Origin of the sequence: Psychrobacter sp. P11G3 (assembly GCF_001435845.1) — a bacterium.
GTDB lineage: Bacteria > Pseudomonadota > Gammaproteobacteria > Pseudomonadales > Moraxellaceae > Psychrobacter.
Genome location: NZ_CM003596.1, coordinates 1,636,749 through 1,661,488, shown reverse-complemented (window position 1 = coordinate 1,661,488; position 24,740 = coordinate 1,636,749). Strand labels below are relative to the sequence as shown.

At 42.7% G+C, this 24,740-nt stretch carries 22 protein-coding genes; 10 read left to right on the top strand and 12 right to left on the bottom strand.

The window, feature by feature from the left end; genetic code table 11:
• Positions 1 to 73 precede the first annotated feature (73 nt).
• Both AK824_RS06785 and AK824_RS06780 read left to right on the top strand, forming a co-directional pair.
• Entirely contained in the window at positions 74 to 1,222 is a 1,149-nt protein-coding gene (locus AK824_RS06785) for an acetyltransferase domain-containing protein (RefSeq protein WP_057760098.1), read from the top strand.
• 542 nt (positions 1,223 to 1,764) lie between these two features.
• Complete coding sequence (locus tag AK824_RS06780) at positions 1,765 to 2,421, top strand: oxygen-insensitive NAD(P)H nitroreductase (RefSeq protein ID WP_057760097.1); 657 nt, start codon at positions 1,765 to 1,767, stop codon at positions 2,419 to 2,421.
• A 166-nt stretch (positions 2,422 to 2,587) separates the two neighbouring features.
• Here AK824_RS06780 and AK824_RS06775 read toward each other — a convergent pair whose 3' ends face one another.
• A complete protein-coding gene (locus AK824_RS06775) occupies positions 2,588 to 3,481 on the bottom strand; it encodes a LysR family transcriptional regulator (protein WP_057760095.1) in 894 nt (297 codons plus the stop codon).
• 147 nt (positions 3,482 to 3,628) lie between these two features.
• Between AK824_RS06775 and AK824_RS06770 the strand changes: the two genes are divergently transcribed.
• Entirely contained in the window at positions 3,629 to 4,504 is an 876-nt protein-coding gene (locus AK824_RS06770; protein ID WP_057760093.1) for an MBL fold metallo-hydrolase, read from the top strand.
• A 118-nt stretch (positions 4,505 to 4,622) separates the two neighbouring features.
• Here AK824_RS06770 and AK824_RS06765 read toward each other — a convergent pair whose 3' ends face one another.
• Positions 4,623 to 5,210, bottom strand: coding sequence for a 2-hydroxychromene-2-carboxylate isomerase (locus AK824_RS06765; protein ID WP_057760092.1), 588 nt, complete (start codon positions 5,208 to 5,210; stop codon positions 4,623 to 4,625).
• A gap of 56 nt (positions 5,211 to 5,266) precedes the next feature.
• Complete coding sequence (locus AK824_RS06760; protein WP_057760090.1) at positions 5,267 to 5,995, bottom strand: SDR family oxidoreductase; 729 nt, start codon at positions 5,993 to 5,995, stop codon at positions 5,267 to 5,269.
• Between the two features lie 102 nt (positions 5,996 to 6,097).
• Between AK824_RS06760 and AK824_RS06755 the strand changes: the two genes are divergently transcribed.
• The gene (locus tag AK824_RS06755) at positions 6,098 to 6,571 is read left to right on the top strand and encodes a winged helix-turn-helix transcriptional regulator (protein ID WP_057760088.1); all 474 of its coding nucleotides are present in this window, start codon (positions 6,098 to 6,100) and stop codon (positions 6,569 to 6,571) included.
• Positions 6,572 to 6,703: 132 nt separating this feature from the next.
• Here the strand turns inward: AK824_RS06755 and AK824_RS06750 are convergent, their stop codons facing one another.
• Both AK824_RS06750 and AK824_RS06745 read right to left on the bottom strand, forming a co-directional pair.
• Positions 6,704 to 7,753, bottom strand: coding sequence for a zinc-binding alcohol dehydrogenase family protein (locus AK824_RS06750; protein WP_057762481.1), 1,050 nt, complete (start codon positions 7,751 to 7,753; stop codon positions 6,704 to 6,706).
• A gap of 126 nt (positions 7,754 to 7,879) precedes the next feature.
• Entirely contained in the window at positions 7,880 to 8,743 is an 864-nt protein-coding gene (locus tag AK824_RS06745) for an SDR family NAD(P)-dependent oxidoreductase (RefSeq protein WP_057760086.1), read from the bottom strand.
• Between the two features lie 362 nt (positions 8,744 to 9,105).
• Between AK824_RS06745 and AK824_RS13520 the strand changes: the two genes are divergently transcribed.
• A complete protein-coding gene (locus AK824_RS13520) occupies positions 9,106 to 9,288 on the top strand; it encodes a type 2 periplasmic-binding domain-containing protein (RefSeq protein ID WP_156410694.1) in 183 nt (60 codons plus the stop codon).
• A 22-nt stretch (positions 9,289 to 9,310) separates the two neighbouring features.
• Positions 9,311 to 9,514, top strand: a complete 204-nt coding sequence (locus tag AK824_RS06740; protein WP_057760084.1) for a type 2 periplasmic-binding domain-containing protein — start codon at positions 9,311 to 9,313, stop codon at positions 9,512 to 9,514.
• A gap of 146 nt (positions 9,515 to 9,660) precedes the next feature.
• Here the strand turns inward: AK824_RS06740 and AK824_RS06735 are convergent, their stop codons facing one another.
• Together AK824_RS06735 and AK824_RS06730 are read right to left on the bottom strand one after the other, a co-directional pair.
• Positions 9,661 to 10,599, bottom strand: a complete 939-nt coding sequence (locus AK824_RS06735) for a response regulator (protein WP_057760082.1) — start codon at positions 10,597 to 10,599, stop codon at positions 9,661 to 9,663.
• A gap of 33 nt (positions 10,600 to 10,632) precedes the next feature.
• Positions 10,633 to 12,990, bottom strand: coding sequence for a sensor histidine kinase (locus AK824_RS06730; protein ID WP_057760080.1), 2,358 nt, complete (start codon positions 12,988 to 12,990; stop codon positions 10,633 to 10,635).
• Between the two features lie 458 nt (positions 12,991 to 13,448).
• Between AK824_RS06730 and ampC the strand changes: the two genes are divergently transcribed.
• Positions 13,449 to 14,624, top strand: coding sequence for a class C beta-lactamase (gene ampC, locus AK824_RS06725; protein WP_057760078.1), 1,176 nt, complete (start codon positions 13,449 to 13,451; stop codon positions 14,622 to 14,624).
• 133 nt (positions 14,625 to 14,757) lie between these two features.
• Here ampC and AK824_RS06720 read toward each other — a convergent pair whose 3' ends face one another.
• Entirely contained in the window at positions 14,758 to 15,975 is a 1,218-nt protein-coding gene (locus AK824_RS06720; RefSeq protein WP_057760076.1) for an acetamidase/formamidase family protein, read from the bottom strand.
• 259 nt (positions 15,976 to 16,234) lie between these two features.
• Positions 16,235 to 17,416, bottom strand: coding sequence for an MFS transporter (locus tag AK824_RS06715; RefSeq protein ID WP_057760074.1), 1,182 nt, complete (start codon positions 17,414 to 17,416; stop codon positions 16,235 to 16,237).
• Between the two features lie 265 nt (positions 17,417 to 17,681).
• Between AK824_RS06715 and AK824_RS06710 the strand changes: the two genes are divergently transcribed.
• A complete protein-coding gene (locus tag AK824_RS06710; protein ID WP_057760072.1) occupies positions 17,682 to 19,061 on the top strand; it encodes an aminotransferase-like domain-containing protein in 1,380 nt (459 codons plus the stop codon).
• A gap of 255 nt (positions 19,062 to 19,316) precedes the next feature.
• Positions 19,317 to 20,300, top strand: a complete 984-nt coding sequence (locus tag AK824_RS06705) for an EamA family transporter (protein ID WP_057760070.1) — start codon at positions 19,317 to 19,319, stop codon at positions 20,298 to 20,300.
• Positions 20,301 to 20,353: 53 nt separating this feature from the next.
• Here AK824_RS06705 and AK824_RS06700 read toward each other — a convergent pair whose 3' ends face one another.
• From AK824_RS06700 to AK824_RS06690, 3 genes are all read right to left on the bottom strand, one after another.
• On the bottom strand, positions 20,354 to 21,481 hold the full coding sequence (locus tag AK824_RS06700) for a M14 family metallopeptidase (RefSeq protein ID WP_057760068.1): 1,128 nt from the start codon (positions 21,479 to 21,481) through the stop codon (positions 20,354 to 20,356).
• A 397-nt stretch (positions 21,482 to 21,878) separates the two neighbouring features.
• Positions 21,879 to 23,426 carry an ATP-binding protein gene (locus AK824_RS06695; protein ID WP_057760066.1) on the bottom strand — a complete coding sequence of 516 codons (1,548 nt, stop codon included), beginning with the start codon at positions 23,424 to 23,426 and terminating at the stop codon, positions 21,879 to 21,881.
• Between the two features lies 1 nt (position 23,427).
• Positions 23,428 to 24,150, bottom strand: coding sequence for a heavy metal response regulator transcription factor (locus tag AK824_RS06690; RefSeq protein WP_057760064.1), 723 nt, complete (start codon positions 24,148 to 24,150; stop codon positions 23,428 to 23,430).
• A gap of 195 nt (positions 24,151 to 24,345) precedes the next feature.
• On the opposite strand from AK824_RS06690, the gene AK824_RS06685 reads away from it, so the two are divergent.
• On the top strand, positions 24,346 to 24,660 hold the full coding sequence (locus tag AK824_RS06685) for a hypothetical protein (protein WP_413772199.1): 315 nt from the start codon (positions 24,346 to 24,348) through the stop codon (positions 24,658 to 24,660).
• Positions 24,661 to 24,740: the final 80 nt, after the last annotated feature.

Below are 24,740 nucleotides of genomic sequence, written 5' to 3'. Positions count from 1 at the left end.
GCGCACTTAAATAAATAATAGCTAATAATTGATATGTTATAATGTTTCATTTTAACTATTCAAAGGCTATGGTATGGTGACACCTTTTCAACGGTTACAAGCGATCGACGCACTTCGAGGGCTTGTGATGCTCATCATGATGGTGGATCATGTTCGAGAGACCTTTTACTTACACCATCAAGTTCCTGATCCAATGCTGATACCAGGAACGGATGAACCCCTGTTTTTCAGCCGAATGATTGCCCATTTATGTGCACCTGTTTTTGTGTTACTGACGGGACTATCTGCTTATTTGTACCAACACAAGCACAATAGTATTCAAATGACCCGCGAATTTTTAATCAAACGCGGGCTTTTTTTAGTGTTTTTGGAGCTGATTGTCATTAACTTTGCTTGGACAGCACAATTTCCACCTGATGTAGTTTACCTCCAAGTGATATGGGCGATTGGCTTCAGTATGATTGCGCTCTCAGCGGTTATTGGTCTGCCTAAGAAATGGCTGTGGCTACTGAGCTTGGTGATTATATTTGGGCACAATTTATTAGATACCGTCTCCTTTGCCGACATTCCTATTATGCATCAACTGTGGCTGATACTTCATGAACGTGGCTGGATTGAGTTTGGTGAAGTGATTCGTTTCAGAACCTCTTATCCTGTACTACCTTGGATTGGCGTTATCATACTGGGCTACTGTATCGGTACATCTGTGTTCGGTAACTCTACGTCTGTGCAAAAGAGAAATCGTACGTTACTTACATTTGGCATGGTGAGTATCGCGTTATTTGTGGTACTGCGACTGGCCAATGTATACGGCGATCAAGCATGGCTAATGATGCCAACTCTGAGTGAAACCTTCATGAGCTTTATGAATCTCACCAAATATCCACCATCGTTACTCTTTATATTGTGGAATGTGGGCATAGGACTGGTTTTATTAGTGATGCTCCAAAAAATTGAAACCAAATTATGGATAAAACCACTGGTAGTCATCGGTTCTGTGCCAATGTTTTTTTATATCGTACATCTCTATGTATTGAAACTGCTGTATGTATTTGCCGTTCAACAGTTCGGTATGACGCATGGAGAATATTTTGGTGTAAATAACGTCAGTACACTTTGGTTCATTGCGATTGCACTGAGCATTTTACTGTATCCTTTAATGCGTGCTTTTGCCAAATTCAAACATAGTAATAAGCATATTACTATCCTCAAATATTTATAGCGATAGCTCTCAACGATATAAGAACTATATAAAAGAACAACCCTGTAAGCAGGCTTGGCCATCTCATATTGGGTGTGTCACGCCTGTTTATTGTCATCTAACATAAAGTACTACGGTTATACGAATTCTACTAATATCAACTATCAGCCCCAGATACTCGCAGACAAATAAAACACCTCAAAAAAATATCTCCTACCCTAGTACCGCTCTACTTTTCCTAAAATGTATCTAAAGCACTCTAAAAATATTATTCCATTACAAGATAATTTGGCAAGGCGCAAGCGTATCACCGCCTTGAGTATAGTGATAAACAACCTTCAAATGAATTAAAAACGCCATATTCTCAAAATAATATTGAAAGTGTTTACTCTTGTAGCTAGTGGTTCTAATGTATGAACTTTACTATTATGAGTCATCGCTAGGACGGGCTGATCATTTAACTCTATCTATGAACACGTAAGGGTTAAATAGCATCGTTTGTTAAAACCATTTATATGACTAGCTGACTAAAAAACTGCAACTTACTTTACTTAAGGACAATCATGAAAACCATCAATGAAGCACTAAACTGGCGTTACAGCACCAAAGTATTTGATGCTAGCAAAAAGATACCTGCTGAAGATTTTGAGCAGATCAAAGACATGCTACAAATGAGTCCATCAAGTACCAATATTCAACCATGGAGCTTCGTCATTGCAGATGATGATGCAGGCAAAGCTCGCATTGCCAAAAGCACGCAAGGTGCCTTTCATTTTAATACACCTAAAGTCCTAGATGCCTCACACGTGGTGGTTTTTTGTACTCGTATCCATGCCGACAATGAATATATGCAAGCGGTGTTAGAAAAAGAAGATCAAGATGGTCGCTATGCTCAGCAAGAGTTTAAAACGCAGATGCATCAAGCACGCCAATTGTTTTTAGACATTCATCGTTACGATGTGAAAGATGAGACACATTGGCTGGCCAAACAGGTATATCTCAACATGGGCGGAGTATTATTGGGCAGCGCTCTTTTGGGTATTGATACCGTTCCTATGGAGGGAGTTGATTTACAAGCACTTGATACGGAGTTCGACTTACGTAGCAAAGGATATTCTGCCGTAGCAGTGGTATCGTTTGGCTACCGAAGCGATGATGACTTTAATGCCAAAATATCTAAATCGCGCTTGAGTGAAGAGACTATTTTTATTAAGGCTTAAGCAATCATTAAGCAAAGTCTAAACATTATCAAATGGTCAATAAGCATGATTTTAACGTTGCTATTGGCCGTTTGATTTTCTGACGTTTTTTGATAACACTCCTTATTGATCTACTATATTGTTTTTAAAATAGTATAAACAAATATTCCGAGCCATTCATTACTTGCTACCAATAAGGCGAACGCTTTATTTCTTCGGCAAGAAAATCAATAAACTTTCTTTGTAGTGGTGTCACCTGCTTTCGATTGGCATAAACCACATAAACACCCAAGGTTTTGGGTTTCCATTCAGGCAATAACTCAATAAGTTGTCCAGATGCAATCAAAGACTTGACTGCGCCAGATGGTTGTAAACTAATCCCATGTCCACGCAACGTGGCAGAGAGCAAGACTTCAGAGATATTGGCGCTGATATTGCCAGAGATAGGAACAGATTCTAAACCATTTGGCCCGTCAAACACCCATGCAGACCGTCCAAAATACGCAAACGATAGACAGTTGTGATGTACAAGCGACTGTACGTCTGTAGGTCTGCCACGCCTTTGTAAATACTCAGGTGCCGCGCATACGATAGAGTGGCACTCACCGATACGTCTGGCAACGACATTTGGCTCCAAGTCATTGGTGATACGAATCGCCAAGTCAATACGGGCATCAACTAAATTGACCGAATCATCAGTGGTAAGAATATCAATCGCTGTTTGCGGCCAGTGAGATACAAAGCGACCAACCACATCCATCAAAAGGCTATCAATCAGCGAAAAGCTGGCCGTGATTCTCAACTGACCTTTTAGCTCCAAAGTGTTTTGATTGCGTATCTGATCCAACGAGTCAGTCAATCCAAGCAACTGGTACGCCACCTCAAGAGTCTGCTCACCAGGTGCAGTGAGGCTTAGACTTCGAGTCGTGCGATGTAATAAGCGCATATCCATCCAGCTCTCAAGCTCTGTCAGGTAGCGCGTTACCTTAGCTCTAGACATGTCTAAATTGTCCGCGGCACGGCTCAAGCTACCTTGTTCAACGATCGTGACAAACACCTGTAATGCAGTCAGCCTATCCATCTCTTTATCCTTATTTGCGCGAAAACTGAAACAGTAAATACCGAATTATAGCGTATTTAGACGAAATACAATCGAATAGAATAGCTACTAACAACGAATGCCGCCATTAACGCGGTCTATTTACTCAAATGAAAATACAGGTAGATTATGAAGAAATTAATGACAGCTGCTATGGCGGCCAGTGTGCTACTGCTCGCAACCCAAACAAACGCAGCCGGTCTACAACTACAAGCATATAAACCTGATCAAAATGCTATTTTCCCAGTGGTTTCTGTGCTGGCAAGTGGCGAGAAAGATGCTATTTTGTTCGATGCACAGTTTAGCGTCAAAGACGGTGAAGCTTTGGTTGATATGATCAAAAAAAGCAATAAAGACCTAAAAATGATTTATATCACGGCAGGCGATCCAGATTACTATTTCGGTCTTCAGCCTTTAGTCAAAGCCTTCCCTAATGTAAAGGTTATGTCTAGCCCTTCGATTACTGAACACATTGAGGCGACTAAAGATGCAAAATTAAAGCATTGGGGTCCAATCCTTGGTAAACATGCGCCTACCAAAATCACAGTACCGCAAACACTTGATCAGTCTACACTAACCCTAGAAGGTCACAAAATTGAAATCAAGGAGGTGGGAACCCATCAAGCATATATGTGGGTACCAGAGTCAAAAACTGTGTTCGGCGGTGTGTCGGTAACATCAGGTATGCATGTGTGGACTGCTGATACCCAAACTAAAGAAGCTCGTAGCGAGTGGATGCAATCGTTGGAACAAATGAAGCAATTAAAGCCAAACCTTGTGATACCAGGTCACTATTCAGGCAACCTACTCAAAAAAGACTATGCTGTTGATTTCACCCTCAGCTATCTAGAAACCTTTGAGCAAGCATTGGATGAGGCAAAAAAGCAAGACTCCAAGCAGTCAGAAAAGGTGATTTCTACCATGGAAGCAGCTTATCCTGCGTTATCTGGGGATACTAATTTACAAATAGGCAGTAAAGTAAATACAGGTGAAATGAAGTGGTAAATACAGACTATTAGGTAAAAACACCATGATTTGATAAGTCTGTTAGCGAAATACAAGTGTCGAAGTACTGGCGTATGAATGCTTAGTCAATCAGCATACACCAGTACTTTTGATGATCTTAATCTCTCAAAGCATCTTCAACAAAGCTCAATCGGTCTTGACCAAAAAACATCTCACCATTTACGAAGAAACTTGGTGCCCCAAATACGCCTCGTGCTACTGCTTCTTCGGTACTAGATTTTAAACGCGCCTTAACCTCAGGCTCACTAATACGTACCTTAAAATCAGTAGCCTCAATGCCTACTTTCGACAGAACTTCAGCCACAACTTCTGGTGACTCCATATTTAACTTTTCAGCCCATAGCGCATTAAAGATAGCGGATAAATAACTCTCAAATTTAGGTGTCCCTAAATAAGCGGTAACACCGCGCATAAGCTGCATCGTATTGACTGGGAAAAATGGATTGAAGCGAAAAGGCACGTCATAGATAGCTGAAAAACGCTTAAGGTCTTTGAGCATATAAGCGCCTTTAGCAGGTACGGCAGCTGGTGAGGTGTTACCAACGGCTTGAAACACTGCACCAAGTAACATAGGACGCCAAACGACCTCGGCATTATGGCGCTGCGCGATACTCGCTAATTGAGTCCATGCCAAGTAACTGGCTGGGCTACCCACATCAAAGAAAAACTCTACTTGTTTACTCATCTTTGCATTCCTTGCAATATATATTAAGAATCTTGACGGTTATTAACCAGATAGGATTAAAAAGTTTCCATCCATGGGCGTAAATCCAGCTCATGTGTCCAGCTATCTCTTGGCTGACAATGCAACTGCCAATACTGCTCAGCGATATGTTCTGGATTTAAAATACCGTCTTGGTCTTTGAGCTCATAGCGCTCGGGAAAGTTGTCACGAATAAAGTCAGTGTCAATGGCACCGTCAATGATAGGGTGTGCGACATGTATGCCTTTTGGCCCCAACTCGCGTGCCATGCTTTGTGCCAATGCCCGCAGAGCAAACTTAGCGCTAGCAAAAGCCGAAAAACCTTTACTACCGCGTACAGACGCTGTTGCACCCGTAAAAATAATTGTCCCCCTCTCTCGTGGAATCATGACTTTTGCCGCTTCTCTACCTGTCAAAAATCCAGCCAAGGCACCCATCTCCCACACTTTTCGATAGACCCTTTCTGTCGTATCTAAGATGGAGAAATGAACGTTTGCCCCGATGTTAAACACCACTACTTCAATCGGTCCAATGTCTTTTTCAATATGAGCAAACAGCTCAACCATCTCTTGCTCTACACGCGCATCACAACCAAATGGCTTGACCACTCCTCCAGCCGCTTCGATATCACTGACTAATGCCTCTAGCTTCTCAACAGTCCTTCTGGTCACGCACAAAGTAAAACCTTCTCGCGCAAAACGTTTGGCAACAGCACTGCCAGTGGCATCTCCTGCGCCGATTACAACTGCTACGGGTGCTCTGTTCATGTCTATTTCCTTATAGGTTCCTTTTTAGAACTAACAAAAACATATCTTTATTTTTGGACCCTGTCAAGCTAACCTATGACTTAACGATAAAGGAGATAACCTATGCGCTGGGATGAACTGAACCAACAGTCTTGCTCGGTGGCTCGCACTTTAGCAGTCATTGGTGATCGTTGGACGCTCATGATTTTACGTGATTGTTTTTTGGGAGTCAGGCGATTCGACGTATTTGAGCAACGCTTGGGCATTACACGCCATGTCCTATCTAACCGTCTTCGCAAGCTGGTTGAATACGATATTTTAAAAAAAGTCGCCTATCAGCAGCGGCCGCTACGTGAGGAATATAGACTGACAGAGTGTGGATTAGATTTGCACTCTGTCGTACTGGCATTAGTCAGTTGGGGTGATAAATACATGGCTGATGAACGCGGGGCGCCACTGTTGCATAGACACAAGGCATGTGGTCACATTATGCATCCGGTGACAGTATGCTCCAAGTGCGCTGAGGCCGTTACCGCACGTGATATTGAGGTTGAAATAGGTCCCAAATGGATCGGTAATGATGGAGTGAGTATTTAATGTAGTAGCGGTTTATAAGCCATTAGAGCTAGATATCAGACCACTTTATTTAAAAGACTCAACTTTTTACGGCTGTACTGTGCTTCAGCCTAAAGTGTTCCGAAACCTTGTTAACTTTTAATCTAAATGGCGTTATGCAGACCAGCCTTCTAATACAATCTTGCCATGCGCTTGCTGTTTTTCTAGCATTTGGTGCGCACTACGTAGATGTTCAGCGGTGATAGCCCCAAGATTGTGAGCGACCGTGGTTTTGATCTCGCCTGCATCAATCAATTTTGCCACTGCATTTAATAAATGATGCTGTTCAATCATGTCTGGCGTATTGAACATTGAGCGTGCAAACATAAACTCCCAATGCAGGCTTAAGCTTTTGGTTTTAAGAGGGTTGGCATCTAGTGATTTTGGATCATCAATCAGTCCAAGCTTACCCTGCGGCTTTAAGCATTTAATGATTTCTTCATAATGATCTTCAGTGTTATTGAGACTCACCACGTAATCTACTTCAGCAATACCTGTTTTTTGTAGTTCATCAGACAATGGGTTGCGGTGATTGATAACATGATCAGCACCCAAATCTTTGAGCCACTGCACGCTCTCATCTCTCGAAGCCGTACCAATAATCGTGGCAGACGTTCTTGTCTTTAATAACTGAGTTAAGATAGATCCAACACCGCCCGCTGCGCCAATGACCAATACTGAGACGTTATTAGCATCCTCGCTACTATCGCTGTCATTCGCTGCGCTATCAGAGACAGGCACTTGTAAACGGTCAAATAACATCTCCCAAGCTGTAATCGTCGTGAGTGGTAATGCCGCTGCCTCAGCGAAAGACAAAGAGGCTGGCATGTGTCCAACGATACGCTCATCGACCAACTGATATTCAGCATTGCTGCCTGAACGGGTCAAATCTCCAGCATAATAGACGTTGTCGCCTACTGAGAATAAACTGACGTCTTCACCGACAGCCGTCACAGTACCAGCAGCATCCCAACCAATAACAGCATACTCACCTTCTGCGGCAGGACGCCCTTCACGGATTTTGTAATCTACTGGATTGACTGATATGGCTTTTACTTCTACGAGAATATCGCGGCCTGAAGCAATTGGCTTATCAAGGGTGATGTCTTGTAGCGATTGTTCATTATCAATAGGTAGATTATTTTGATAACCAATGGCTTTAATAGTTTGCATAATACTGCGTCCTGTTTTCAATGAGAAATTTTTTAAAAATGAAATTTGAAAATATAGTTAGTAATGGTTTAATTGTTCGAAATTTATTGATGCCGCAAAATATAAATCTTATGCATCTTATGCAAAAATTGACTGCAATACTGTCTGAGTCTGCTGCTCAAGCTCTGCAATGGCTGCTTGGTTTAAAGCATCAGCATGTGGTCGACCAAACATCCCTCTTGCATCGCCATGTACGCCATCTTTTATATCGTTATCAAAGTATTTACCAGTATCGTTAGCGAACTCATCCGAGATGGCCAACTCCGTTAGGATATTTGCGCCCTTGCCTGCTGATGACCAATGCTGACCATACGCTTCGTTAGCCATTTTTGTGTTCAGTAGCGAACCTGGGTTGACGGCGATGACATTGATATCGTTGCTAGCGACGGTGTCAGCTAATGCCATACTCCACATCGTGAGTGCTAGCTTACTTTGGGCATAAGCATCCTTATCATCGAGGCGGGTCTGGCCTGCAAGTGCTTGATAAGATATTGACGCTTGCGCAGCTGAGCTTAAGTTCACGATACGCGCTTTATCAGACTGCTTTAGCAAAGGTAATAAAGCATTGGTCAGCTCATAAGGCGCTAGATAATTGACTACGAAACGTACATCCAAACCGTCTTTAGTCAATGCTGATGCCGTAGTATAAATCCCTGCGTTATTTATGAGTACATCAAGCTTTGGCAGTTTTTCATTGACGTCTGCTGCCATCTTTAGCACATCCGTTAAATCAGAAAAATCAGCCACAAACCCATCAATATTATCTACTGCTGCGCCTGTCGCGACTGCTTGAACTTCTGCAATGACGCTAGCAAGTTTGTCAGCATCGCGGCCATGTAAATACACTTGGTGCCCAGCTTCTGCCAGTTTTAACGCTGCCAATTTGCCAATGCCATCTGTGCTGCCAGTGATTAAAATTGTTTTAGTTGTATTCAGAGTCATAAATCGCCCTTATTGTTTGAATTATTGTTTCAGTTTTGGATACCTGTTCTATTTTATCCATCGTGATAGCGCCCATTGTAATGAAAGTGTTGTGGGTCAAACAGTAGCCATCACCTAAAACACTTTCAATATAATTTTGAAAGTGAGTTATATTTAAGGAGTTATTTAGACTGTTATCTAAGCGATTGTTTGTTATGTTTGAGACAATAAAACCGTCAACCCAACCACCCTATTTAGTCTGATATTTTTCAAACTAGGGCTGCCCTCCATCAGCGTATCTCAATAGGATAAATTGTTCATCCGCTTGATGCGCAAGCTCCGCCTTACTAACAAGGGTGAGCAGTTTTGGCAGCACTGTAAGGATGCACTGGGCATCTTGGACAATGCCTACGTACTTAGAGAAGTTTGGTGAACCTAAGACACCGCCAGCGTTGGCTGAACACAATTGGCTGTGTCTGGAACACAATGACAAATATTTTAGCCAATGGACGTTTGAAGGCTCGGGCAAACAAGTGAGCGTCGCTGTATCGGGCAAAAGATGGTGACGTGGTCAGGCGTTGGACAATAATGGGACATGGTGTTGCACTAAAATCTCGTTTGGACATTAGTTCTGATATAAAAGAAGAACGGCATATTGAAGCCAAACTAGGGGGCTGGCAAGTTGCCCCCTATCCACTATATTTGATCTGTCCTGAACGACGATTGATTGACCCACTGTTCAATGCCGTAAAAGAGTATTTAATCAACTGCGTGCAAAATTTTTTGGCTTAAATAGCGTTCGACCTTAAACAAAATACAGTCGATTCCTCCTAAAGTGCATACGGTTCTACTGGGGTAAATATTGTGCAGCCAATGAGAAAGCTTATAACCAGTAGCAAGATGATCATCGCATGTATCACTTTTATGTTGGATTGACGTCACCTTCCAATACGCCAACCTCTAAATTTGGCAAAAAAACGGTTTATTTTGTCAGAAAAGTTCAACGTCTCTGGTTCCGGCACTGCTTCAACATGATGGCGAGCTGCCAATATCGGCTGCTGTACCAATCTTTCGTGATGATCAAACGCGCGATCAAGACTGATACTCATCATAGAAAAATTGGTCGGTCGTGGTAGGCAGCGATATACCTGACCTTTATTAATCAAATCAATCACCATATGTGCATCTTTGAACTCGGTCAACATGAGCACCATCAGATCAGGCTGGATATTTTTTAGCGCATAAACAATGGGAGTGATATTTTCTTTATTGAGCGTCGAATCCGTAATAGTGACGCCAAAGCGTTTTTTTTGTAATAAGCTTGCAGCCTGCTCAATATTGCTTGCCCAGCTCACGGTATAAGCACTCTTAAAATGACTTTTTATTTGCTGATAGACACTCTCATCATCATCTAACACCAATATACTACGCTTGCTATCAATGCTGGCATGAATACGGTTTTGAGTATCATGATTTTCAGTGACATTTTGGGTGATTTCTTGGGTTTTTTGAGCAATCTCTGTGGCTTTATTAACGGTTTTTTTGAGTTCATCATTCTGCCAAGGCTTTGTGATATAGCGATAAATCTCGCCTTCATTCACAGAATCAATCACTGCATTCAGATCTGCATACCCCGTCAATAAGATACGAATAGTATTCGGGGATGCCGCCTTGATATCACGCAACACTTCTGTACCTTGCTTATCTGGCATGCGTTGATCGCTGACGACCACTTGTACCTCATTCGCGCTGATATATTCCATCAGCTCAATGGCATCGGTGGTGATAAACACATCGTGTGACTGTCGGAAGTGCATTTTTAAACTGCGTAAAATGCGTGGTTCATCATCGATAAAGGCAATTTTTGGTTTTTGCATGAGGCTCTCTTTAAATAAGTAGTTGGAAGTCTCTCAACTTTCAAATAAGGCCTGTGAAGATTCGGTTTTATGAGCGATAGACTGTATCGGCAGCAGGATGGTAAACGTCGTTCCAGTGCCAACGATTGAGCTGACCTCGATGCGACCGCTATGTTGTTCGATAATTTGTGCTGTGATAGCCAATCCCAACCCTGTGCCATCACCGGCTTTTTTGGTGGTAAAAAAAGGCTCAAAGATCTGCGTTAAAATACTCTCTTTGATACCAACACCATTATCTGTAATGCTAATTGCCACGTATTGTCGCGACTCATCAACAGACGAGAGGATCTGTAATGTCCCTTTATAATCCATTGGCATGGCTTGGGCGGCATTATTAAATAGATTGAGTAATACTTGGTTGATTTGCGAAGGATTGCATTGAATCAATGGTAGCTCAGCCAGACTGGTGCTGACATCTAGAGTTTTTAGATTATTACGTGCCATCACCAAAGACGTGTTGATACAGTCATTGATATCGACCTCTTTTACCTTGGATTCGTCAATTCGAGAGAAATCACGCAAACTCACGACCAACTCCGCAATCTGATCGACGCCATACAGGCCGTCTTTGATCAAATCTGTCAAATCCTCACTGACTTCATCTTCTTTAATTGCCTCGCAACACTGCAAGGTCTCCTCTATCAATTGAGTCACTTGTGCTTGGTCAGCCTCTGGTTCTTTTAACGCATGCAATAATTGATCGGTATGCTGTATCAGCTCATCAAAACGCATGAGGTTATCACCGACCAGCTCCATATTGCTACGCACATAGCCAAGAGGCGTATTGACCTCGTGCGCCACGCCTGCCACCATCTGACCGAGTGTGGCCATTTTTTCGGAGCGTACCAGATGCACTTGTGAGGCTTTTAATTCGTCCATGGCTTGCTGCAAATCTTTCGTACGGGCGGTCACTTGGCTCTCTAGATGGACATTTATTTCAGCAAGCGCGCCTTCGTTTTCGACGACACGATCAATCAGTTGATTGGTCTGCTCGCTGATGACTTGGATTTCACTGACATTTGAGTGTGGCAATTTATTCACGCTTAATTTTTGATATTGTTTTTGCTCAATCAATGTGCCCATATCAGCCACGGCCATTGCCATGTGCTTCAATGGACGCGTAAAGTAGCGACGAAACACCCATGCAGTCAGTAATAAAATCGGAATAAACCCCAATAGCATGGCTTGAATCAGCTGGTTTGACAGTGCATTTGCCACACTCATCATGTCATTATCAGGCTTAACGATGACCATCTTCCAATACGTAAATGGCATACGAAACACAAAAGCGGTGGCAGACTGCTGCAACACAAAATCATTGGGCACAGCGATGGTATAGACCAAATGACTGCCGACTAAGTTAAACGTCTGATCGATGTTCAACAGCAATAATGCGGAGAGTAATTGGGATTCTTGTTCGCTGATTTTGTCCAAATTGGTCGTGCTCAAAATACTACGGGCGGCGAGCGTGAAACGGCCTTCATCTTTGGCAGTCGCTTCATCGATCAGTGTGCGATTGATACTATCTAGGCGATCAGCAATAGGTGCAAAGCTAGGGTTTTTCTTGGCCAATTGATGTGCGGTTACCATTTCGCCCTGAGGATTATCTTCCGTCACTTGAGTGACCATCGACTGATCAGGAAAGGTCAAAAACCGATTGTCCAGGTCTACCAAAAAGACGTAGCCACCTACCTTATCTTGCCATTTTTTCATGGCATCATCGAGATTATCCAATAACAAATTAAAACTCACCACGCCATCAAAAGCTTGGTTACGACTGTCATATAATGACTTTGCACACGTCATCATCGGCTGATTGCTCACAGGATCCACATACGCACGGCTCCAGACACAGTGATCATGACGCGCATACATCGCTGGAATGTACCACCAATCTCGATAATAAGGATTGGGCGTTTGGCTCACTTGATTATAACGTTCTGATGGTTGCATGTTGCCTGCCTCATCACGCGCCCACACAAACGACTGACGCTCTCGACCTTGCTCATACATATTGGGGTCAAACCATACACCTCCGCCCACGATTCGCAGGTCCGTCTGCTGCATGAGATTGCCAAAGGTTTCTTTATAAAGAACGTCTTCTTTTGGCAAGCCACCAGCCATCGTACTGGTCGCCTTTGCCAATCCATCGACATGGCTGATACTCGCCATAATGCTATTGATTGCTTCATTACCCGTTTCAACCACTGTTTCTGAAGTCATCTCTAGTAGGCGCGGCTTCGCTTGGGTTTCAATAACCCAGTACACCATCAGAATAATCAATGAAAAAGCCAATGCCAAAATAATCAGCATGCGCGTGGAAATACTACCAAGCCGATTAGTCACACTCATAAACAAACCTTGTATTGATGCGCCTACTGTTATCAATGACCCATGTAATAAGTCAAGACATCAGCCATACGCAGCCACCATTCATAGTGAGCTAAAGAATACGATGCGGTTATGACAAGATAATGACAAAAGTCGTGTTTTCTATTAGGGTTTGTCCTCATTTTAAATATGACAATAAAAATGAGGAAAGTTGCTGTCAAACCAAAAAACAGCGCAGACAATACCATAAGCATTTTGATTACTATTCATCATTCATCCCTGATTAATTTATTTAGTGATAAGTTAAGGTTTATCATTGACGACATCTTTTGCCTGTAGACTATAATTTTATAACAGCGCTTAGAAGTTTGTCGTGCACACGACAATTCCTCAATAAATGAGAGATAAATACGTTTAAACATTCATAGTAAAGGAATAGACCTCCGCTACTTCTAACAAAACGGACAAGTAATATAATCATGAAAAAATCAGTGCGAACACTTTTTAGCCGAGTTGGTCTGACTGCTGTCGTTGCCGCCTTATTGATATCTGGACAAGTGCAAGCAGCAGACAGCGACAGTCATCTGAAAAGCACAGTAGATGCACAAGCCAAGTCGCTAATGAAAGCACATGATATTCCAGGTATGGCATTTGGTATTATTGTCGATGGAAAGTCGTCTTTTTATAACTACGGTTTGGCTGACAAACAATCTGGCAAGGCTGTTTCAGAAAACACTATCTTTGAGTTGGGTTCTATCAGTAAGACCTTTGCCGCGACTTTGGCCAGTTACTCCGAACTCAATGGCACACTCGACTTGGAGGATACCGCTGATAAATACATTCCTTATCTACAAGACAGCGCCATTGGTAACACCAAGCTTATCAACCTAGCCACCTATTCGGCAGGTGGTCTACCACTTCAAGTACCTAACGATGTCAAAAACAATAAGGAATTGTTCCGCTACTATAAGTCGTGGCAACCTGCCTTCCCTATCAACTCAAAACGTCTATACTCTAACGCCAGTATAGGACTATTCGGCCATATATCAGCCTTGAGTATGGGCGCGGATTACACACAGGTGATGGAAGATAAAATACTGCCCTTACTCAATATGCCTAGTACCTTTGTCAATGTTCCTAACGACAAAATGGACGATTATGCGTTTGGTTATAACGCTGCTGGAGAGCCGATAAGAGTTAACCCTGGGATTTTGGACGCCGAAGCTTATGGTATTAAATCAACCAGCGCGGATATGACCCATTACATGGCGGCTAACATGGGGTTAATCCCTTTGGATAAAAATATTCAACAGTCATTGCAAAACACTAGAAAGGGATACTATCAAGCGAGCACTGTTACACAGGGATTGGCGTGGGAGATGTATCCATTCCCCACTCAGCTAGACACACTGCTTGAAGGTAATTCAACGGATGTGGTACTCAAGCCACAGCCCATCATAGCGAACAATCAGCCGACACCTGTTTTAAACGATGTATGGGTGAACAAGACAGGCGCTACCAATGGTTTCGGTGGATATATCGCTTATATTCCCGCAAAAAAATCTGGTATTGTCATTTTGGCAAATAAGAACTACCCCAACGCAGAGAGGGTCAAAGCGGCTTACACCATCCTGCAAAGTGCGATGGCTAATTGAAGTAGAAGAAAACAGAACGTTGCTGTGTCTCTAGTGATATTCACCTTTTTTAAACCAATATAATGAATGTAAAAAAAGTCCTTTATATCAGTATAAAGGACTTTTTTTCTAAACTTGAGAGTGTTAGTTCTTACTATTTTTCAAACTCTTTGAAATCTGCTTTACGAATTTTGGCATGGATACCTTTGGTCTTATCCACGACTTGCGATACTTCAAAATCTGTCGCTGCACTTAGGTAAGCATAAGCGATTGCCTCATCAATACCATACTCTTGATTTAAGAAACGAATCGCTTCACGAGTAGACTTCTTCATCGCCTCATCCAAATCTTCATCTAGCCCTGGCGTGATCCAAAATTCAGCATTCTCTGCCAAAGGTTGCACTATTTCTTTACCCGGAATCTTATCCTTACCTACTTTTAGCAATGTAAATTTAAAAGTGGCGCGAGCAGATGCTTCAAGGGCAGTCAATGCAACCTCGCCATCGCCTTGGGCAAAGTGACTGTCACCTGTATAAAACAGTGCACCTGCCACTTGTACCGGATAATAAACCGTCGCCCCTGCACCCAATTCATTGATATCAATATTGCCACCATACATAGCAGGTGGAACTGAATGCACTCGCTCTGAGGTGTTTGCTGCGACACCCATTAGACCCATAAAGGGACTGAGTGGAAAACGTATAGACTTACCAGAATCTGTTTTTAGGATACCTTCGTATTCACCTTTGGCATTTTTTTCGATAGGCGTAAATACGGAGACATTGCCGTAGCGCTCAGGGTGAGCGGCAGACGCGTTGTCTTGTTTTGCTTTTTTGGGAAACTCGCCTGCCAATGCGCCTTTGCCATGGCGGTTAGAGATGACACCATACGGCACGCGCGGTTCAACGTTGATGACTTCTACTTTTAGGATATCGCCTGGTTGCGCCCCTTTGATTTCGATAGGGCCTGTCACGATATGTGGACCATCTTTATCAAAGTCATGTTTTAATTTTGATTTTGTTATTGTTTTTGCTTCATCTAAAATAAAGTCGTCTTTGACCCCTTTTGACTTAAAGTATTTTTCTGCATCACGGCCCTGATCTTCGAGCAAACCTTCATGTGAGACGGTATCAAAAGTCACCATACTACCAGAGGCAACAGACATAACGGGACTGGCGTCTCTGTTTGGCAAATATCCCCATGTTATGGTGTCCAAAGTAGAAGGTACGTAGTAATTGCCTTTGTATTCACCACTACTCAACTGAGTAGGTTTATCTGCTATTTGCTCAAGAACCGTAAAGTCTTCTGCTTGGGATACTGATATACCAAACGCGCTTAGAATAAACAGTGAAAGAATGGTTTTTTTGAACATAGAACACACCCTCTTTAGTTAAAACATGACAATATTGTCATACCTGTATAAAGGGCAAGTTCTATGCCATGGGCAAAACGGTGTTTTCTACTAAAGTTAGGGATAAAAGCACTATATTGATACAATTGTTTGCTTTATCGTGGTGCCCCAGCAAAAAAAGAGCGTTATTTTAGAGCATAGACATTGCATGCAGAGGTATTAAATTAAAAGGTATTGAATGAAAAGATGATGGATAGAAAACTGCATTATCAATTTTATTCTAAGTCACGCTATGCAAATTGGCGTTCGAACGACGTCCAATTCTCAATATAGGTTGACTGGCAAATAAGACAATCACACCAACTAATGAAAACACACCAAAGGCGTAGAACGCAGTAGCAGCACCATACCGATCCATAATCAAACCAGTAAAGATGACGGGTACACTAAGCCCTATATAAGCCATTAAGAAATAGCCTGCACTCGCACGTGCCTGCTCATTGCCAGCCGAGCGTGCGACTCCTAGCATACCTCCTAGATAGACAAAGCCATAGCAACTAGTACTGGCCAAAAATGCCGCCAAAAGAATGACTGGCAGATTGGCATTCAACGTCCCCCAAGACAATAAAGCATAAGCTGGTAGTAAGATCAGAAGACCAAGCTTGCTTGAAACTTGAGGGTCAAGTTTTCGGGCGATTGGCTGAACGATCAATCCACAACTGATGGCTAACATAGAGGATATTCCTGCATACTTAGCGAGTCCATGCGTGGCCAGTACTGAGGGAATAACTGACAACACCAATCCTGTCGTCGCCCAACAAATCAAAATACCGCTGCCATACCAGATGACCTCACGGTTAAAATAAGGTAGCCGTAGCATAGAGGTGGGCAAATTAGTGCGTTTAGATGCTGTCTCTGGTAATTGATACAACAAAAACATAGCGAACAGCCCGCTCGCTAGCAGTAAGAAAAAACTGGCTGGCTGATCGGTTTCATAAAACATCAAAGAAACCGTCGTCAATACAGGGCCAAGACCAAAACCTATCGTTGTACTGGCCGTCACCCACGCTGTCGCACGCATCGTATCTGTTGAGCCGAGCAGCTCAATCATATAGGCCGTCGCCGTAGCAGCCATCAGAGCCGTTCCCACACCCAGTACGAATCGCGCTATTGCTAACGCGCGCGTATATGGATAAAACAACATAAGAGCCGTCGCTGCTACCGATAGGGCTAGAGAGATTAAAATCACCTTGCGCCGTCCGATGCGATCAGATAATCCGCCAAAAGCTAACAATACAGGTATGACACCCAATACATAAAAGGAAAACGCTATCGTAGTTGCTAGCACGCCATAGCCATCATTGTGTGCATAAACGGCATAAAGCGGTCCTTGAATATTGACGCTTGTCGTTATCACACATAAGGCAAACGCTAAATATTTATTATATTTTTTCGTGGTCATATATCGCTGCTTTTTGAATAATAATCGTTGAATTGACTGAGGTTAGTGCGGTTCACTATAGAATGACACCTACCTCTACATCGTTTACGTTCAATAATTAAAACAAAAGCACAGTAGGTTATCTATATACAATCCAGTACAATTAGACAGAACTGTTTGGACTATAAAACCCATACAGTTGGGATATCCTACCCATATATTGTCATAGCTATAACCTTAAGATAAAACCTTCACAAAATTCGCCTTACCAAAAATTGTAAAAAATATGAATAAGAAGCTAACACGTATCGAAGTTGTCATGGCTGACGTAAAAGAGAAAATAGCGACCGTTATCTACATGCCAGAGTCGCGGCTACCATCTGTCCGTGCTGCTGCCAAAGATTATGGGTTTTCACCATCTACCGTGGTTGAAGCCTACGAGCGCCTGCAAACTGAGGGCATTATTTACTCTCGCCCTGGTGCAGGGTTCTATGTGGCAGAGACGACAGCACCTCTATCATTGACAGATATAGCACCAAAAATTGAGCGAGTGGTAGATCCATTGTGGGTATCGCGGCAGTCGCTGGAGCCGCCCGATGGTGCATTAAAGCCAGGCTGTGGGTGGTTGCCAGCGGACTGGCTGTTTGAAGCAGGTATACGCCGTGGTCTGCGAAATGTAGCAAAAGCTGACGCGTCCATTATCAGTGAGTATGCAACGCCGCTAGGATTGTTAACATTGCGCCAACTACTCACGCGGCGTATGGCAGGATTGAGTATCAATGCAGAACCGTCACAGGTCATATTGACGGATTCCGGCACTCAAGCGATAGATTTGATTTTTCGATTTTTGCTGACACCAGGTGATACGGTTGTCGTCGATGATCCTTGTTATTTTAACTTTCGAGCACAGCTGCTTGCCCATCGGGTCAAAGTAGTTGGCGTCCCTTATACGCCAAATGGGCCAGATGTAGAGGCCTTTGCAGCGATTTTAGATAAGCATAAGCCGCGGCTATACATCACCAATGCTGCCATTCACAATCCTACGGGCGCAACGTTATCACCTGCTACGGCATACCGTGTATTACAGTTGGCTCAAGCGGCTGGCTTGTACATCATCGAAGACGATATTTTTGCAGATTTTGAAGTCAAGCCTGCGGCGAGATTGGCGGCTTTGGATGGTTTATCACGAGTATTCTATATCGGCAGTTTTTCTAAAACGTTATCCGCATCCCTACGCTGTGGTTATATTGCAGCGCCTACAGAATGGGTTGAGAGTTTGGTAGATTTAAAGATAGCGACTGGCTTTGGTGGCAGTCAGTTAGCAGCGGCTGTTGTGTTCTCAGCGTTGACTGATAGCGGCTACCGTAAGCATATGAATGATATCCATACTCGGCTGGCAAGCGCGCGTACCCATACGCTACCACGATTGGCTAAATTAGGCATCGTACCGTGGCTGCTCCCACAAGCAGGTATGTTCCTATGGTGCCGATTACCTGAGAATAATAATGCGACCGAATTGGCCAATCGCTGCTTATCACAGGGTGTGGTATTGGCGCCGGGTAATGTTTTTAGCCAATCGGACAATGCTGAGAACTTTATGCGGTTCAATGTGGCGCAAATGAGTCATTCAAAAGTTTTCGAGGTATTGGCTCAATCGTTAGACTAACCAATCAGAGACTTATATAGTCATTCCACTGTAAAAGTATGACAGCGTTAACCTCGCTTGAAGTATCAAATGTACATCTATACTCGGTTGCCTTGTACTACTTTTAAATTGAATCAACTATAGTGCTAGTACCGTCCTATTATATAGTGACCTTTCGACTATAACTCTAAGTCTAAATATCAGCCAAACACAAGCCGAACACAATTACACCTAACCACTCCCGACAACGAATAATAACTCTCTAGGATAGCTCATATGTCCCCTATATATACTGCATTGGCTGTACTGGTTACCTTTATCTGGGGCGTAAATTTTACTTTTATTGCGTGGGGTCTTGAGAGCTTTCCGCCACTGATGCTTACCGCCCTGCGTTTTTTCTTTACTGCTGTGCCACTGGTTTTGTTTCTAAAGCCGCCTAAATTCAACCGTACCTTGTTTATTTATGCCATCGGCACATTTGTTATGCAGTACGCCTTTGTCTTTACAGCGATGCATCTAGGTGCGTCACCAGGATTGACAGCGCTATTGCTACAAATTCAGATTTTTATCACGGTATTGCTAGCGTACTTTATGTTGGGCGAAGCAGTCAGCCGTATGCAAATCGTCGGTATGTTGGTCGGTGTACTAGGACTCAGCGTGATTGCGTTAAACCTTGGCGGTGATATGCCTTTGGCAGGGTTCATCTGTATCCTGATAGCTGCCGTCGGTTGGAGCTTTGGTAATATTGCCTCCAAGCAAGCATCAAAACAGGCCTTAGAAAAAGCGTCAGAGAAAGCTGCCCTACAAGAGACGCAGCAAGGAACAAGGGTATCTGTTGCCACATCTAGCACTGGAAAAAATAAAGCCTCTGCTTTGTCTGCGCTAGCGCTGGTAGTCTGGGGCGGTCTCATTGCTTGCGTGATGTTGACGATATCTTCTCTTACATTTGAGACTGATGCATGGCAACTAGCAACATTTACTGAAGCATCACTCAAGTCTTGGCTCTCACTTGGGTTTATCGTCTATATCTCAACCTTAATTGGCTTTGGTCTATGGGCACACTTACTCAGTCAAAATACCGCCTCCAAAGTTATGCCGTTTGCACTATTGGTGCCCGTATTCGGTATGGTGACCTCAGTCCTACTCACAGGAGAAGTAGTGACTTGGTGGAAAATGCTGGCCATGATGTTGATTTTGTCAGGGCTGTTATTGGCAAATGTGAAGATAAAAATTAAAAAAGCTGTTAACGATGACCACTAAAAAACTCGGCCATCATTAGCAGCTTTTGATTTTCTGCAGCTTTTTTTCTATAGTTATCGTAAATCATCCACGACAGCTAGCATTGCTACCAGTGATGCTTCGCCTAATTTGATAGAACGCTCGGGTGACCAACCCATCTCTTCATCGGGCAGATTATCATTGTCTTTAAATGGCATCTCTAACGTATTAGCGAGGCAATCAAAACGCTCTGCTACCCAATTGGTGGCAACGGTCATATTGGCAGCACCCGGCGCATCGATCTCATAGCCAATCTCAGACTGAAAATCAGCACTGGCTAACTTTAATACGTCTGAAAATCTATCACGTAGTCCAGCAAGACGGTCACTATAGCTTGGCGTCCCTTGTGACCCAGCTAGGAATACATACGGCAATGCTTCATCGCCATGCACATCGTAAAATAGATCCACGCCTGTCGCTTCCATTTTATTAATCACATGAAATACTTCAGGGCTTTTGTCTAAGCTTGGACTTTGCCATTCACGATTTAAGTTGGTTCCGGCAGCGTTAGTACGCAAGTGTCCACGTACACTGCCATCAGGGTTCATGTTAGGGACAATATAAAAATTGGCCTTGTCTAATAACTGTTTGCCAGTCGCATTATCGCTATCTAACAAGCTATATAATAATCCCTCGATCAGCCATTCAGCCATCGTTTCACCTGGATGCTGACGAGCAGTAATCCATATATTGCGCTTGTGAGCAGCACCGTCACCTATTTTGACTAGGGTCAAGTCACGCTTATCAAGCGTTTCGCCTAGATGCTCTAACGTCACTAGCGGATGCACTTGCACGGCGGCCAATAAATCTTGATGACGCTCATAGCTATAAGGCGCAAAATACGCAATCTGAATGGTTTCGCATTCTAACTCTGCTACGATGGTCAACTTGCCATCTTTATAAGACGTTGGCAGACGGAACCAATGCTGACGATCATAAGAAGCAACCGCTTGGTAGTCCTCCCACCCTTCTAAATAGGACGCTTCGCCTGCATTCATAATATTGAGAACATACTGCTCCCCTACCTGTCCTGATAGGCGAAAGTTAAACCACTGAAAAAACTCGCCACCAACGTCTGGACGAATCGCTAACTGAATGTCTTTTTTGTCATCTGCATTAATAATGTCAATGTTGCCTGCATCGAAATTAGCTGTGATATGCATAGTCATTCCCTAATTGATTTTTATGATTGTGTTTTAAGTATTATGTTCGTTATCGACTTACTATTTTACCTATTGCCTTTTAATAATTTCTAGTTTTTAATAATCTCTAGCTTTATATTGGGCACTAGACATACATTTACTTGGTCATTACCAGCTCGTTTTCAAGGCAATCACTTGCCAAATCTATCTATTCAGATTGAATATCTATCGTTGACTAGGGCGTGTCCTCAATTCAATCGATAGTCATCTAAATGAGTTAAAAATGGCTAAATCTTGCCAAACGGTGTCAAATAGCTGACTAATATCTCGATATTATCTGCGCTATTTTCCTTGTTTGACTGCGATTTATCTCATTTTTATCACCATTTTTAAAATGAGGACACGCCCTACTAAAAGATTAAACCTCCGCTAATAACTCGACACTCACTTGAAAGTAATCATCGTCTTTTATAGTAATACTGACGTTACCGTTATGCGCCCCGACGATAGACTGTACGATAGATAGACCCAAACCTGTTCCTGTATGGCGCTCTATTGTTTTGTAATGTCGATAGAAGCGCTCAAACAACTTATCTGCCTCACTTTGTGCCAATGGCTCATCTAATTGGTTAGTGATGGTCATTCGTAGAACGGCTTGTTTTGATTGTTGAAGACTGGTTATCGTTGTGTCCACTATCTCATCTGAGTTTACTCTATCTGCCCTAATGGTTATAACGCTATCTTGAGCAGCATAATAAATCGCATTCGATATCAGATTAGCAAAGAGCCTTTGTAATAAACTTTTATCTCCTAAAACAGCGCTGAACTCACCTTTGGTTTCAATAGCGATACCTCTGTCTTCTGCAATCATTTCGTAGTAATCAACGAGATTGGTGATTAAACGGTCCGTATCCACATGACTGATTTGCGAGTCACTCAATCCTTTTTGGGTTTTTGCCAGCAGCAGCATATTATTTATCATGGCCGACAGCTGCTCTAACGTGTCATGCTGATGATGTAGCTGCTCAATGTATTCATCACCAGCTCTCGGTTTATTTAACATGACTTGCGTTTGCGTGCTGAGTGTCGCTATTGGAGTGCGCAGCTCATGGGCGATATTGTCTGAAAACCGTGACAATGATTCAAAATTACTTTCAAGCTTGGCCATCATTGAGTTGTAAGATTCTGCTAATGGTCGCAGCTCTAACGGCATATCACTGACCGTGACTCTGTCATCCAATTTGTCAGGATTCATTCTTTTCATTTTTTGGACGATGGTCGCCAAAGGTGCAAAACCCCAGTACACACCCAATGCCGCTACTGAGACAAGCAACAAGGTAATCGCGAACAAAATCATACTAAGCTGTCGATTGAACTGTAATAAATACTGATGATGCACATCTATAGGCAGTGCGATAAGCGCAAGCATTTTGTCGTCTTCAATGACCATTGCTCGATAGTATCGGCTGTTGATATTCATCACAAACTGTTGCTTATCATTATTTTGTTTCAGTGATGACAGATTAAACCCTTCCCCTAGCTCTTGAGCAAAGTTATTGGGGGTACTAGACAGTATCTGCCCTTCTTTATTAGCGATAATGGTTTTTAGATCGTAATCCAGCCAAGAAGAATGCTGATGATCAGCTTCATCTGATATCGCTGCGGTAGAAGTATCTCCATCAGGCATTACGTCAGATGCCGCTCTTCGCGGCTGTTGACTATTCAATGGATTTTGAGAGCTAGGTAGGGTTTGAGAAGTTATAGGGCTACTAGGTTCTATAAATCGTTTACGTAGATTAAAAGCCGCATGGGTCATAATCTCAGCATCCATTTGCTCAAAATGGCCTTTAACAGAACGCTGTATCCATATATAAATAATAACCTGCGATATAACAACAAATATCGTGAGCAACAACACAGTACGCCATAATAGTGGCAAGCGCCGATTATCAAACCTATATTTCATATTAGACATTGCCAGCTTCGTGAGATGGTTTGCTATCAAGCGCCGTATCGACAGCTTCTAACCGATAGCCCATCCCGCGCACTGTATGAATCAGCTTTGCATCATGATCATCGTCTATTTTTATACGAAGACGCCTTATCGCCACATCAATCACATTGGTATCATTTTCGAAGTTCATATCCCATACTTGAGAGGCGATGATTGAGCGTGGAAGCACTTCACCGCGGCGCTCTAATAAAAACTGTAATAAGGAAAACTCTTTTGCCGTGAGCTTAATAGGCTTATCTCCTCTATGCACCGTACGCTTGCCAATGTCCATCTTGAGATCCGCTATTTGCATAATCGTACTTTGATAGTCGGCTTGATTGGCACGTCGTAATAAGCTTTTCATCCTGACGATCAATTCTGCAAAGGCAAAAGGCTTGGTCAAATAATCATCACCACCAATCTCAATCCCTTTTATCTTGTCACTTAAGTCATCTTTTGCGGTTAGAAATAACACAGGTGTATGCTTGCCAGCCGCTCGGTAATTACGCACCAGCTCAAAGCCACTAACATCAGGCAGCATCACATCCATCAATATCACACTAAATTCTTCCGTCATCAATGCATGATAGCCGTCTAATCCTGTTAGCTGATGATCCACGATAAACCCAGCCTCGGTTAAGCCTTTTTTTATATACTCGCCAAGCTTCAATTCATCTTCTACCAGCAGTACTTTCATAATAGCTTCCCATATACCTTTCACGCTTACCTAGCATAGTAAAGCATAACCCCACTTTGAACATCAAAAAATCTCAAGATGACAGAATTGTAATCTTACCGTCATCTCTCTGTCAGAACCACTAAAGTATGCTTTAAAGTAACTTAATATCTTAAAGTCTTTTCGACTACATACTAAATCAAATAAGGATTTACCATGTCACTATTCAAATCAATGCCACTGCTCAAACCAATGCCACTGCTCAAATCAATGCCACTGTCTAAATCAATCGTAGCAACTGCTATAGCTTTAGTTGTTTCAACCTCTGCTTTGGCACATGACCCAAAAATGCATGCTGAAAAAGACCAAATGAACTGTGAGAAAATGCAAAAGCATATGCAGATGATGCAAAAAATGGATCATAGCAAAATGGATATGAATGATCCTGCTATGAAAGCCATGATGGCCAACATGAGCAAAATGAAAGCGATGTACCAAAAGCACTGTGTGAGCAGCGATAGCGACTCTTAAACATCAATTTATAAGTTCAATACTATAGTCAGTTCAATATAATTTCGATACAAGGAAACCGAGTGTAAGTTATACATTAG